We start from the raw sequence: 12440 nt of genomic DNA, 5'->3' as shown, positions 1-12440 counted from the left end.
GTAGTATATGGAATCGCACCTTACCGTGGCAATCTATTTCATTTACGGCTGCCTCGGATTGATTGGGATAGGCATGCTGCTATTGTTCTGGATCAGGATCAGGTCGATCCGGATGGACAAACAGAAGGAAGTGTATTCACGGAAACATCAGGAATATTTCCGGTTTATTCAAGCCCATTTAAACGGGGACGGCGAATTGCCGCTGCCGCCCGGCAAGCTGACGCAGCTGGAGCGGCAGGTCGTTCAGGAGAAATTGATCGAATGGATCGAGCAGTTCAAGGGAGAGACGCGCGACAAGCTGGCGGATCTGTGCCGGCGGGCGGGATTCGTGGAGAGCGATATCAAACAGCTCGACAGCCTGCTTTACGGTCGGCGGATTTCGGCGGCGTACCGGCTCGGCGGCATGCGGGCGGCGGAAGCCGTCCCAAGAATGCTGCTGATGCTGGAGAAGGAGAGATACAGCCCGCTGACGATCGTAATCGCCCGCTCCATCGCCAAGAGCGCGGAGCGCGGGGATCAGCTCAAGGAGATGCTGAACCATTTGCTCCGCCACGGCAAGCCGATTCACAATATGGCCGCCGATATCCTGATGGAGACGAAGCTGGATTTGAGCCGGCTGCTGCTTAAGCTGCTGGATGACGAGAACCCGGATTTCGTCAAAGTCGCGCTGGTCGCCATGTGGGGACAGGCGGTTCCGGAGGTCGTTCCGGCTCTTGACAGACTGGTCGGCGCGGAACAGAAGGATGTCCGCACGGAAGCGGTCAAGCTGTATTTAAGCTCCAATCCGGTGCTGGAGGATGACACGATCCGCGAGCTGATGGCCGACACGAATTGGGAGATCCGCGCCGCCGTGGCCAAGTCGCTCGGAAATATCCACGCCGCCGGCAGCATTTCCCTGCTGCGCGCCGCCCTGAGAGATCCGAACTGGCGCGTAAGAAACAACAGCGCGGCCAGCCTGGCCAAACTCGGCGAGGCGGGGTTCGAGGTGCTGTGCCAAATCGCCAAGAACGGCTCCGGGGTCGAGCGGGAAACCGCACTCGATCATGTCGAAAAAGCGATGCTGGAGGAAAGCGAGCATCAGAAGCTGGACCAGATGATCGCTTACAACAAAAAAAAGCTGCTGTACGAACGGTATTTCGGTTCCTCCGGGGAATCGAAGCCGGTTCGCCAGGTCGCAGCCGTCGGAGGGGATTATACTGCTTAGGGATATTTTGCTCATTTACGGCCTGTTTGCGTCGTACTACGTAATGACCGTTAATATTATCTATTTTTCGATTATGGGATTTTCGTTCCGCAATATTTTGACCATTTACCGCCGGGCCGCCTTCTCCAAATTTAATACGCTGTCCGGTTCGGAACTCGTGCCGTCGATCTCGCTGCTGGTTCCGGCCTACAACGAAGAGGTCACGGTCATTGAAAATGTGAAATGCCTTCTGACGCTGAATTACCCGACCTACGAGGTCATTGTGATCAACGACGGTTCAAGCGACGACACGCTCGGCGTGCTGATCCGGGAATTCGGGCTGACACCGCTGCCGAATCCGGGGATGCGGAACGCAATCGACTGCCAGCCCGTTCGTGCCGTTTACCACAATCCTCAGTATCCGCATCTGTTTGTAATAGATAAACCGAACGGGGGAAAGGCGGATTCGTTGAACGCGGGCATCAATCTGTCGCATTATCCGCTGATCTCCTCGATCGACGCCGATTCCTTGCTGGAAAAGGACGCGCTGATCCGGATGGCCCGCATGTACATGGAAAATCCGGAGGAGACGGTCGCGATCGGCGGAGACGTGCGGATCGCCAACGGCTGCGTCATCGAGAACGGCGCGGTCAAGGAAGTGTCGCTGCCGCGCAAGATGTGGCCGATGTTCCAGTCCATCGAGTACCTGAAGGCTTTCCTCGGCGGGCGGATCGGCTGGAGCTCGATCAACGGGCTGATCATCGTATCCGGCGCCTTCGGCTTGTTCCGCAAGGATTACGTGATCGCGGTCGGCGGCTACCGGGGCGGGTACCCCGGCGAGGACATGAACATTATTATCAAGCTGCACCGCTACATGCTCGAGAACAAGCTGAAATACCGGATCGCCTTCTGTCCGGAAGCGGTCTGCTGGACGCAGGCGCCCGACACGTACCGGATCTTGTCCAACCAGCGCAAACGCTGGGGGCGGGGGAATCTGAAAAATATGATCGAGAACTACGACATGGCCTTTAATCCGAAATACAAAGTCATGGGCTTACTGACGATGCCGTACAACATCATCTTCGAGGCACTCAATCCTTACTTTAAAATTACAGGGCTGCTCGCCCTGATCGGATATACGCTGCTGGATATGACGCATTGGCGAATCCTCGCGGCATTCTGGCTGATCAATTTCCTCAGCGGCTTTTTGCTCAGTATCGGGGCGCTGCTGCTCGAAGAGCTGGCCTTTAAGCGGTTCAAGAAGCTGTCCGATCTGGTCAAGGTGATCGCTTTTTCCGCGCTCAAATTTTTCGGATATGCCCAGCTCGGCGGGCTGTGGCGGATTCAGGGCCATATACAGTATATGCGCAACAACAACTCCTGGGGCACGATGACCCGGCAAAGCTGGTCGGAGAAGAGCGACCCGGCCAAAACGGCCTGATCCCGGAATCAATAAATATTTCGGGATTCCCGCAATCATAGATGGAAGCGGGAAGGGAGTTGATAACAAGGGAGCCAAAAGCCAAATCCATGGCTGCATCAATTCATATCTAAGAAAGGCGGGATGAATCATGCCAAATACAACATTGCCAAGTCAGGAAGAACAGTCCAGTTTGTATCTGAACATTGTCCAAACGGCGCAGGAAGCCGTATCGGAAATGAACGGAATTTTGTTCATTTCCTGCGCGGGAGGGCCGGCTTATGCGGAAACGCAAGTGCGCGGCATTTTGGATTCGCAGCCGGGCCTGTCTTATGAAATTTGGAACGGGGAAGAGCCGGGGAATCTCTTCGTGCTGCTGCCCGGCCAAAGCCTGGACGCCGTGCACTTTCAAGGATTGCTGCTGAAACAGCGGCTGCAGGAAACCGTGCAGAATTTCGATCCGCGGATGACGCTGACGAGCTTCGAGAAAAGGGAGGAGATTACACAGCACGTGCTGATGCAAATGGAGGACTCCATAAGACAGCTCACCGCCGGAGAAATCCATATCTTTTCCCGGGAGGAGATGCAGACGGCGCGCAGCCGGATTCTGATCGTCGAAGGGGATGCCACGGTGCGCGAATTTCTGGAGATTCGCCTGCAGATGCAGGGATACGAAACATTGGTCGCGGACAACGGACTTACCGCCCTGGAGCTCATCGGATCATGGCAGCCCGATCTGGTGCTGACGGAGCTCAATCTGTACGGGATCGACGGCTTGCCTTATATCCATCACATTCAACAGCTTGACGTACCCGAGTCCCCGAAGATCGTCATTTTGACCGAGCAGCGGGTGGAGCAGACGATCAGCCTCTGCTTCCAAAACGGGGTGGACGATTACATCACCAAGCCGTTCTCGCCGGTGGAGCTGGATGCCCGGATTCGCCGCTGCATTCATTAATTCGCGTTTAAAGCTTCTATATATAAAAATACACCTATACAGACAAAACGGAGGTTGAAGCAGTGAATAAACAATATCAGACTTTACTGAATGCTATCGAATCGAAAACCGCGGTGCTTGGCGTCGTGGGCTTGGGATATGTTGGCCTTCCCTTGGCCGTCGAAATGGTGAAGCAGGGCTTTAAAGTCGTAGGCATCGATCTCGACGCCGGTAAAATCGAGCGCATTCAGCGCGGAGAATCCTATATTCACGATATTCCTTCCGAAAGCTTGGCCGAGGTAATGGGCACCGGACGGTTCAAGCCCACGACGGACTATGCCTCTCTGCAAGAAATCGACGCGGTCAGCATCTGCGTACCGACTCCGCTCAGCGAGAATCAGGACCCGGATACTTCTTATATTGTGACCGTTGTGGAGCAAATCAAGCGCTATATGAAAAAAGGCATCCTGATTACGTTGGAAAGCACGACGTATCCCGGAACGACGGAAGAACTGATCCAGCGCGAGCTGGAAGCGCTCGGCCATGTGGTCGGCGAGGATTTCTTCCTCTGCTTCTCTCCGGAACGGGTGGACCCGTCCAATGTCAAATTCAATACCTTCAACACGCCGAAGGTCATCGGCGGAACGACGGAGGCTTGTTTGGCTCTCGGCAACGCGTTATACAGTAAATACGTGCAGACGGTCGTACCCGTAAGCTCACCGAAAGTGGCGGAGATGTCCAAGCTGCTGGAAAATACATTCCGCAGCGTCAACATCGCCTTTATCAATGAAATGGCGATGATGTGCGACCGGATGGGCATCGACATTTGGGAAGTGATCGACGCGGCGAAAACGAAGCCGTTCGGCTTCATGCCGTTCTACCCTGGCCCGGGGATCGGCGGGCACTGCATCCCGCTCGACCCGATGTACTTGTCCTGGAAGGCGAAAGGCTTCCGCTTCTACAGCCAGTTTATCGAGCTGGCGCAGTCGACGAATGATAACATGCCGTATTATGTAGTCAATAAAACGTCGAAAATCTTGAACGAGTATGCCAAATCGATCAAGAAATCAAACATTTTGATTCTGGGCATGGCCTACAAACCGGACATCAGCGATCTGCGCGAATCCCCGGCCTTGGAGGTGTACGAGCTGTACAAGGACAGCGGCGCCCAGGTGGAGTACTACGATCCGTACGCGACGAGCTTCCGCGACAAGCACGGCAGAACCGTGCACAGCGTGGAGTATAATCTGGAGAAATTCAAATCTTACGATTGCATTGTGCTCGTAACGAACCACAGCAATCTCGACTACGGCACCATCGCCCATCTCGGCGTGCCGATCGTCGATACGCGCAACGCGTTCCGTGATTATCCGCTGCCGCATATCTATAAGATCGGCCATTCGGTGCAGCATGCGGCCGAGGCGGACGAGGCGCTGAGCGTCGGATAAATTATATAGGATGGGAGATAGTGAAAGGAGGCGGAACATGAAGATCCGGAATCTGGGGCCGCAAACCAAGAAACGGCTCATCATCCTGTGCGGAGGGATTCTGCTGGTTCTTCTGCTGCTCGTTGTCCGCCCTTCCGCTACCTACGCCAAAGCGACCTGGCTTTGGGACACCAAGCTGATTCAGCAGCATAGCGAAGATATCGTTGCTTTTGCCAAAAAGCAGGGAGTCAAAATTATTTTTCTGCAAATTGGCGGGGATGTGAAGGAGGAGAGCTACCGGGAATTCATCCGGAAGGCTTCCTCCTCGGGCATGGAGGTTCATGCTTTAAACGGGAAACCGGAATGGGCGCTCGGCGAACATCGGGAGGAAGCGGACGCCTTTCTCGAATGGGTGGAGAGTTACAATGAAAACTCTGATCCGGAAGAAAGGTTCACCGGGATCCAATTCGATGTGGAGCCCTATCTGCTCAAGGACTGGAAAAACGATCAGGCTGCCGTCGTTGAGCAATGGGCGGAGAATGCCGGGAATTGGATCGAAAAGGGAAAGGAGGGCGGCCTTGAAGTTGGGGCCGCGGTTCCTTTCTGGCTGGACGGCATCGACTATGCCGGGCCGGACGGGGAAATTCCGCTGAACCGGTGGATGGTCGATACGTTCGATTATGTCGCCATAATGGCCTATCGCGATGAAGCGGACAGAATTTACAGCGCGGCGAAGACGACGCTGGAGGAAGGGGATCGCGAGCAAAAGCCGGTTTGGATCGGCGTGGAGCTCGGCGAAAGCGAGGAAGGTCCCGGCGTGTCTTTTTATGAAAGATCGTTTACGTTTCTGACCGGAGAAATCAATAAGCTCGTCCGCAAGGTCAAAGGGCATGACTCGTTCGCGGGGATTGCGATTCACAGCTATGAGCCGTGGCGCGAGAAGATTTCCCAGTGGGAACGGTCATTGAAGCAATAACGAATCGTATATGGCAACCCTGCGCATTTCAAGCGCGGGGTTGTTTGCTTTTAGTAGTCGGTTGCTTTTTTTGATATAATAGTAGGTAATTATGTCGCGAAGAAGGGAAATGGAGTCGGTAGAATGATATTGCACAAGGGAGAAATACTGTTCCGGCAGGGAGACGAAGGATTATTTCTATATCATATCAAAAGCGGTCTGTTTAAGGTGACCCGGCTGCATGAGAACGGTAATATGGTATTGTTCAATATTTTGTATCCCGGTGAGATGGTCCCGCACCATTCCTTGATCTCGCCGAAGGAGACGCACGGCACGGCCATCGCGCTGATGCGAAGCGAAGTCGAAGCCATTCCGGCTCAGGAATGGTACCGCGAACTGCAGGAGGACCCGAAGAAGCCGCTGGAAGTGGCAAGGCTGCTGCAGGAGAAAGTGCGGTTCATGCAGGAGCGGCTCGATCATTTGACGGTCGGGACGCCGGCGGAGCGGCTGGCGCTCTTGACCAAATGGCTGGGGCAGCATGCGAACGGCATTCCTTTGACGGAATATTTGACCCAGGAGGAGATAGGCCAGCTGATCGGGGTCCGGCGGGAAACCGTCAACCGCTTGCTGCGGCATCACCAATAAGAAAAACCCCCGGGAGTTTTCGCATCTTCGGTGATGCGAAATTCCCGGGGGTTTTTTGGACTTTGGCTTACAGACTGTCCGCCGGTCCGAAAAATTCGAAATGGATGCGCTCTTCCGGCACGCCCCATTCTTTCAGCGCGCGGTTGATCGCCCGCATGAACGGCAGCGGGCCGCAGAAGTAGAAATCCGCGCTCGGATCGGCCACGGTCTTGAGCCACGGCAGGTCGATATAGCCGGTCTTGTCGCAGCTTTCGCCTTCGGCCGGGGACTCGTACACATGGTAGGAGCGGAGCTGGCCTTGATGCTCCCGCGTCAGCTTGTCGATATGCTCCTTCATGGCATGGTAGCTTCCGCAGCGTGCGGCGTGGATATATACGATATCGCGGTTGCTGCCATCCTCCAGCAGCGTTTCCAGCATGCTGACCATCGGCGTCAGCCCTACGCCGCCGCTGAGCAGAACGACCGGAATTTCTTTGGTTTGATCCAGGACGAAATTACCGGCCGGTGCGCTGATATCGAGGATACCGCCCTCATTGATTTTTTCGTGCAGATAGGTCGAAACGACGCCGGCAGGGTTGCCGTTTACGGCATCCTCGCGCTTCACGGAGATACGGTAATAGTCATGTCCCGGGGATGTCGACAAACTGTAATGGCGCAGATGGGTAAACTCCTGGCCTTCCGGTTTGACGCGGACCGTGATGTATTGTCCCGGCTTGTAGGAAGCGATATCGCCGCCGTCTTCCGGTTTCAGATAGAAGGACGTAATCACGTCGCTTTCTTTGACTTTGCGGTCGACGACGAACTTGCGCCAGCCGCGCCAGCCGCCTTTTTGCTGTTCGGCATCCTTGTACATCTCCGCTTCGACGCCGATGAATACGTCGGCGATCACGCCGTAGGCTTTGGCCCAGGCGTCGATGATTTCATCGGTCGCGGCGTCGCCGAGCACGGTCTTGATCGCGGCAAGCAGATTCTCGCCGACGATCGGATAGTGCTCCGGCATAATGCCGAGCGCGCGGTGTTTTTGGGCGATGTCTTTAACGACGGGAAGGATTTCCTCCAGGCGGTCGATATGGGCGGCGGCGGCATAAACCGCGTTGGCCAGGGCTGCGGGTTGTTTACCTTGCCGCTGGTTGGCATGATTGAAGATATTAAGCAGTTCGGGGTGATTTTTAAACATCATTTGATAGAATTGTTTGGTAATGGTTTGTCCGTGCACTTCCAGCACCGGGACGGTGGATTTGATCGTTTCAATGGTTTTAGCGTCGAGCACGATCGATACCTTCTTTCTAAAAATTATCGGTTACCTATTCAGTATAGGCATTCCTTATTTTTAATATTTGTGAGCATGATCACTTTAAAAATTTCTGAAATGTGAACTTATCATAAATTGCAATGAGCTTTATCACAGTTTCGATGAAAAAATATTATTTACCGTCTCAAGCTGTTTAGTCATTATTCGATTTGTGTTATAATAAGAATAGACAAAAACAGAAAGGATCAGGATACCATGTGTCCCCGAAGGACGAATCCCCAAAGGACGATTTGGAAACGTTGTGATCTCTCTTACACTTAGCTTTTTTCGTGGAGCGTCGGTTTACGGCCTACAACCCTACGAAAGAAGCGTGTGATAATGCGAAGGATGAAGTCCTCAAGGACCTTCTTTAGCGTAGGGTGCGGCCGTAAGGTCAACAAAACTACGATAAGAGGGATTCCGGATGAGGAAGAAGACAGGATGGAATGTTGACGGAAGACAGTTATTGACGATGTTGTTTGGTTCGTTTTTATTGGCTTTTACTTATTACCACATCAATTTTCAGAACGGCTTGTCGGAAGGCGGCTTTGTAGGACTTTCGCTGCTGGGTAAATACTTGTTCGATTTGCCTCCGGCACTTACGATGATTGCTCTGGATATTCCGATTTTTATTTTGGCCCTATTTTTGAAAGGCCGGAAATTTATTATGAATACGCTGATCGCTTCGCTGTCGTTCTCGGCGTTCTATGAATTGTGCGAGCAATTCTCGCCGCTGAATATGAACATGGGCGGAAATTTGCCGGTGGCGGCGGTGTTGTCGGGCCTCTTAACCGGCCTTGGCGCGGGTCTCGTCCTGCGGACGGGCGGAGCGACGGGCGGGGACGATATTTTATCGACGATGATAAGTCAGTGGTCCGGCATAAAGATCGGTACGGTGTTTATGATCATGGATGCGGTGGTGCTGACGGTTTCATTGTTCTACCTGCCGTTTAAAGAAACATTGTTTACCATTATGGCGGTGCTGATCGCCGGCAAGATGATTACCTGGACGGTCGATTACGGCCGGAAAGACATCGCGCCGCGCCATACCGCATACGGGATGAAAAAGAAAACAGCTTGAGCCTGACCGGCTTAAGCTGTTTTTTTGTCCGCCATTTGCTATTTCTCGTCTTTCGGATGGTTCTCGGCCCACTCCTCCGCTTTGGCCGTGCCGATGGCGATGGCGCGCCCTTCCTCGTAACCGTCCTCCAGCAGGGCACTCGCAATCTCCACCGCCTTGTTTCTGACCCGAGGCTCCAGATTTTTCATGGACGGCGGGTAGTCGTGACTGTTCCAGGGCATAAATTGATCCTCCTTCCTAGGGATGTTATCTCATTATTACCCCGGTTTATCCGGCCGTAAAACCGCGAAACAACGCCGATGCTGCGCTTACATGGTTCTCCAGGAGCCCTGCTGCTTGCGGATCAGCACAATCTGCCCGGCGTGATAGGCGTCATGCAGCAGCCAGCGGGATAGTTCTTCCCCGAGGAGAACATCGCTGGATTCTCCGGAATACGGCGCCGCGAGATCTTCCTCCGTCAGCCCGGCGATCGCCTGGCGCAGCTCGTAGGCGGTGCGCTCGGTCTCGGCGAGCGTCGCCGCCCAGCCGTCGGCTCCGGCCGGACGCTCGCCATTGGCAAATGTCGCTTCGTTGGTATCCACGCTGTGAGCGTTGGGATTATTTTTCAACCGGTTGAGGATGCGCTTGTTATAATAATTCAAATGATTGACGGTTTCGCGAATCGTATTGCCTCCGCCGGGGGGAACCCACTCCGCCTGCTCGGTTGTTACGCCTTGGACGGCGGTGGCCAGAGGAACGACCCATTCTTCGCGATCCCACGTATTGTCCTTTTGAATTTTCAGCAAGCCGACCGGATTAATGCCCATGCTTTCAGCTCCTTTTCGGAATTAGTAACTAGTGAAGTCGATATTTAAAGGTTACAATAAGATTGTAGCATAGCGGAAATAAAATGTAACTACTTAATTTGTAGATAGATAGTTACAAATGAATTACGGAGGTCTTTATCTTGGAAACGCTCTGGAGCGATTTTATAAACAGCGAGTGGCATGACTGGCGGGGAAGCGGGCGTTCCGAGGACCGGATCGGCCAGGAAAAGTGGCAGAATTATTTTCTGAACCGGTGGCATTTGGAAGCGCCCGTTCCCGCTGATGCGGAAGTGATCCGTACGATGCGGGAATTTCGCGACCGCCTGCACGACATGTCGGAGCGGTGCGCCCGGGGAGGGGGGCTGTCACACGCCGAGCTGGAGGAGCTGAACGCCATCCTCGATCTCGGGCCAGTGAAGCGGCGCGCGACGGAGGAAGCGGGGGAGCTTCGCCTCGGCCTCGTCCCCGTGCGCGAGGATTGGCGGCAGGTCATGGCGGAGGTGGCCGCCGCCTTTATCCGCACCCTCATCGATGGCGAAGCGGGCCGGATTCGCGTCTGCGACAATCCCGATTGCAGATGGGTGTTCTATGACGACACCCGCAACCGGGCCAAGAAATACTGCGAGGACAAAACCTGCGGAAACCTGATGAAGGTGCGGCGATTCCGGGCGAAGAAGAAGCTGGAGAAGGAACGCGGGGAGAATCCTGAATCGGACAAGTAACCCGGGAAAATCAAAATCGTCCCGCGAAAAAATGCCCCTGCCGGAGGTTCAGCACCGGCAGGGGCATTTATCATTTTATATTATTTGAACAAATAGAGATACTCGCCGTACCCTTGCTTCTCCATTTCGTCCTTCGGCACGAAACGAAGCGCGGCGGAATTGATGCAGTAGCGGAGTCCCGTCGGCTCCGGTCCATCGTCGAATACATGCCCGAGATGGGAGTTGCCTTCCCGGCTGCGCACCTCCGTGCGGACCATGAAATGGCTCGTATCGGTCTTTTCCTTGATGCTGTATTCCCGCAGAGGCCGCGTAAAGCTCGGCCAGCCGCAGCCGGCGTCGTATTTGTCCCGCGAGCTGAACAGCGCTTCCCCGGAAACGACGTCCACATAGATGCCCTCTTCGGTATGATCCCAATATTCGCCGGTAAACGGACGTTCCGTGGCGCTATTTTGCGTGACCTCGTACTGGATCGGCGTCAGCCGCCGTTTCAGCTCTTCCGGGTCCGCCGGGCCGGACCAGTGACGTTCGATGAAATCCTCCCGACCGGAGCCTTTGCGGTAACGCTTGTAATGGCCGGGGTTTTTCTTATGATAATCCTGATGATAATCCTCGGCCGCGTAGAACGGGCCCGCAGGGAGAATTTGCGTGGCGATCGGTTTGTCGAACCGGCCGCTTTCCGCCAGCTCCTGCTTGGATTGTTCGGCTTCGACGCGCTGGCTTTCGCTATGATAAAAAATCGCCGTCCGGTAAGATTCGCCCCGGTCATGGAATTGTCCGCCCTCATCGGTCGGATCGATCTGCTGCCAGTACAATTCCAGCAGCTTCCGGTAAGGGAATACGGCCGGGTCAAATTTAATTTGCACGGCTTCGTAATGCCCGGTTCCTCCGGCGCATACCTGTTCATAGGTGGGGTTTTCCGTATGACCGCCCGTATAGCCGGACACGATCCCGTGAATTCCCGGGAGCTCCTCAAAAGGCGATACCATGCACCAGAAGCAGCCCCCGGCAAAGGTGGCGAGCTCCAGGCCGTCGTTCTGTGATGAGTTCATGCTGATCCCTCCGTTTCGATGTGGTTCCGGCCATGCTCCGGTTGTTCCGGTTTCCATTATACCGTTTTTTGGGCCCAACCCAAAGCGGGGGAGCCGGTTCCCTTGATTTCCCTTCCTATATACCCATAAAATCAACAAAACCAACAGCATATATACGCTCGCCGCACCTAACGCCACCCATGGCTTGCTCAGCAGGGAAGCGCCCAAAAAAGCGTACAGAAAGACGCTCGGCAGCTTACCGATCACGGACGCGGACAGATAAGTGAGAAAAGGAATGCCGTAGGCCCCCGCATAAATGTTGACCGCGGTTTGCGGGACGACCGGAGTCAGCTTGCAGAGAACGATCGCCGAAAAAGGACTCCTGTCGATCGTATCGGCGATCCGCTCCAGCGGCTTGATCCGGGCGGTCCAGTTCTGCGCGACGCTGCGGAAGCCGTAGGCGGAGCCCCAGTAAAACAGCGCCCCCGCGAGCGTGGAGCCGATCAGGGTGAGGATGCCGCCGGCAAGCGCGCCCATCACATAGCCCGCCGCGGCGATGACAATGCGGTAAGGGACAATGGGAAACACGCCCAGGACGGTGGACAAAATAAGCAGGCCCCACACCGGAGGATCGCCGGTAATCCAGCCGACGAGACTGTCCCTATATATAAAGGCCACGGCAAATGCCGCGGCATACACCGCCAGTGCTGTCCACTTTTTCATGATGACTCCTTTCCTTCCTCTCACCATCATACCAAAGTCTCTCTTTACCACAAATATAAAATACGCTATAATTACTTGAAAATTAAACATGCATGGTTCCCAAAGGGGAGTAGCTAGTAAGCAATAAAGTCGTCATTACGGGTTAAACGCCCCGGCTTTATTGGCAACGTTCGTTGTTAGCGAGACCTTTGCCCGGTGCTAATATTGGGTGAAGGTCTTTTT

Annotated in this window: 12 protein-coding genes and 1 pseudogene; 8 read left to right on the top strand and 5 right to left on the bottom strand. The window is 54.4% G+C overall.

Features of this window, described 5'->3' with window-relative positions; translation table 11 throughout:
- The first annotated feature begins 7 nt into the window (after positions 1-7).
- From V3851_RS01675 to V3851_RS01650, 6 genes are all read left to right on the top strand, one after another.
- Positions 8-1204 (top strand): HEAT repeat domain-containing protein, encoded by a 1197-nt coding sequence (locus V3851_RS01675; RefSeq protein ID WP_331844752.1) that lies wholly within the window; start codon positions 8-10, stop codon positions 1202-1204.
- 43 nt (positions 1205-1247) lie between these two features.
- Complete coding sequence (locus V3851_RS01670) at positions 1248-2624, top strand: glycosyltransferase family 2 protein (RefSeq protein ID WP_331844751.1); 1377 nt, start codon at positions 1248-1250, stop codon at positions 2622-2624.
- A gap of 130 nt (positions 2625-2754) precedes the next feature.
- The gene (locus V3851_RS01665; RefSeq protein ID WP_331844750.1) at positions 2755-3561 is read left to right on the top strand and encodes a response regulator transcription factor; all 807 of its coding nucleotides are present in this window, start codon (positions 2755-2757) and stop codon (positions 3559-3561) included.
- A gap of 62 nt (positions 3562-3623) precedes the next feature.
- Positions 3624-4988 (top strand): nucleotide sugar dehydrogenase, encoded by a 1365-nt coding sequence (locus V3851_RS01660; protein ID WP_331844749.1) that lies wholly within the window; start codon positions 3624-3626, stop codon positions 4986-4988.
- Between the two features lie 37 nt (positions 4989-5025).
- Positions 5026-5943 (top strand): hypothetical protein, encoded by a 918-nt coding sequence (locus V3851_RS01655; RefSeq protein ID WP_331844748.1) that lies wholly within the window; start codon positions 5026-5028, stop codon positions 5941-5943.
- A gap of 123 nt (positions 5944-6066) precedes the next feature.
- On the top strand, positions 6067-6567 hold the full coding sequence (locus tag V3851_RS01650; RefSeq protein ID WP_331844747.1) for a Crp/Fnr family transcriptional regulator: 501 nt from the start codon (positions 6067-6069) through the stop codon (positions 6565-6567).
- A gap of 67 nt (positions 6568-6634) precedes the next feature.
- On the opposite strand, the gene hmpA is transcribed toward V3851_RS01650, so the two are convergent.
- Positions 6635-7837, bottom strand: a complete 1203-nt coding sequence (gene hmpA / locus V3851_RS01645; RefSeq protein WP_331844746.1) for an NO-inducible flavohemoprotein — start codon at positions 7835-7837, stop codon at positions 6635-6637.
- Positions 7838-8282: 445 nt separating this feature from the next.
- Between hmpA and V3851_RS01640 the strand changes: the two genes are divergently transcribed.
- A complete protein-coding gene (locus V3851_RS01640) occupies positions 8283-8939 on the top strand; it encodes a YitT family protein (RefSeq protein WP_331844745.1) in 657 nt (218 codons plus the stop codon).
- A 38-nt stretch (positions 8940-8977) separates the two neighbouring features.
- Here the strand turns inward: V3851_RS01640 and V3851_RS01635 are convergent, their stop codons facing one another.
- Both V3851_RS01635 and V3851_RS01630 read right to left on the bottom strand, forming a co-directional pair.
- Positions 8978-9160, bottom strand: a complete 183-nt coding sequence (locus V3851_RS01635; protein ID WP_331844744.1) for a DUF2188 domain-containing protein — start codon at positions 9158-9160, stop codon at positions 8978-8980.
- An 87-nt stretch (positions 9161-9247) separates the two neighbouring features.
- Positions 9248-9745 (bottom strand): DinB family protein, encoded by a 498-nt coding sequence (locus V3851_RS01630; protein ID WP_331844743.1) that lies wholly within the window; start codon positions 9743-9745, stop codon positions 9248-9250.
- A 140-nt stretch (positions 9746-9885) separates the two neighbouring features.
- Here V3851_RS01630 and V3851_RS01625 point away from each other — a divergent pair, with 140 nt between their 5' ends.
- Entirely contained in the window at positions 9886-10467 is a 582-nt protein-coding gene (locus tag V3851_RS01625; protein ID WP_331844742.1) for a CGNR zinc finger domain-containing protein, read from the top strand.
- An 80-nt stretch (positions 10468-10547) separates the two neighbouring features.
- Here V3851_RS01625 and msrB read toward each other — a convergent pair whose 3' ends face one another.
- Both msrB and V3851_RS01615 read right to left on the bottom strand, forming a co-directional pair.
- A complete protein-coding gene (msrB, locus tag V3851_RS01620; RefSeq protein WP_331845241.1) occupies positions 10548-11516 on the bottom strand; it encodes a peptide-methionine (R)-S-oxide reductase MsrB in 969 nt (322 codons plus the stop codon).
- Positions 11517-11726: 210 nt separating this feature from the next.
- Positions 11727-12218: pseudogene (locus V3851_RS01615) on the bottom strand (TVP38/TMEM64 family protein); the annotation flags it as partial.
- Positions 12219-12440 lie beyond the last annotated feature (222 nt).

Origin of the sequence: Paenibacillus haidiansis, from assembly GCF_036553665.1 — a bacterium.
In the GTDB taxonomy this organism is placed as follows: Bacteria; Bacillota; Bacilli; order Paenibacillales; family Paenibacillaceae; genus Fontibacillus; species Fontibacillus haidiansis.
The sequence above is the reverse complement of the archived record's forward strand: the minus strand, read 5'-3'. Positions and strand labels throughout refer to the sequence as shown.

Excerpts from the sequence above, each read along its gene's own strand:
- V3851_RS01675 (WP_331844752.1), top strand. The coding sequence starts at position 8 with ATGGAATCGCACCTTACCGTGGCAATCTATTTCATTTACGGCTGCCTC.
- V3851_RS01670 (WP_331844751.1), top strand. The coding sequence starts at position 1,248 with ATGACCGTTAATATTATCTATTTTTCGATTATGGGATTTTCGTTCCGC.
- V3851_RS01665 (WP_331844750.1), top strand. The coding sequence starts at position 2,755 with ATGCCAAATACAACATTGCCAAGTCAGGAAGAACAGTCCAGTTTGTAT.
- V3851_RS01655 (WP_331844748.1), top strand. The coding sequence starts at position 5,026 with ATGAAGATCCGGAATCTGGGGCCGCAAACCAAGAAACGGCTCATCATC.
- V3851_RS01650 (WP_331844747.1), top strand. The coding sequence starts at position 6,067 with ATGATATTGCACAAGGGAGAAATACTGTTCCGGCAGGGAGACGAAGGA.
- V3851_RS01640 (WP_331844745.1), top strand. The coding sequence starts at position 8,283 with ATGAGGAAGAAGACAGGATGGAATGTTGACGGAAGACAGTTATTGACG.
- V3851_RS01635 (WP_331844744.1), bottom strand. The coding sequence starts at position 9,160 with ATGCCCTGGAACAGTCACGACTACCCGCCGTCCATGAAAAATCTGGAG.
- V3851_RS01630 (WP_331844743.1), bottom strand. The coding sequence starts at position 9,745 with ATGGGCATTAATCCGGTCGGCTTGCTGAAAATTCAAAAGGACAATACG.
- msrB (WP_331845241.1), bottom strand. The coding sequence starts at position 11,516 with ATGAACTCATCACAGAACGACGGCCTGGAGCTCGCCACCTTTGCCGGG.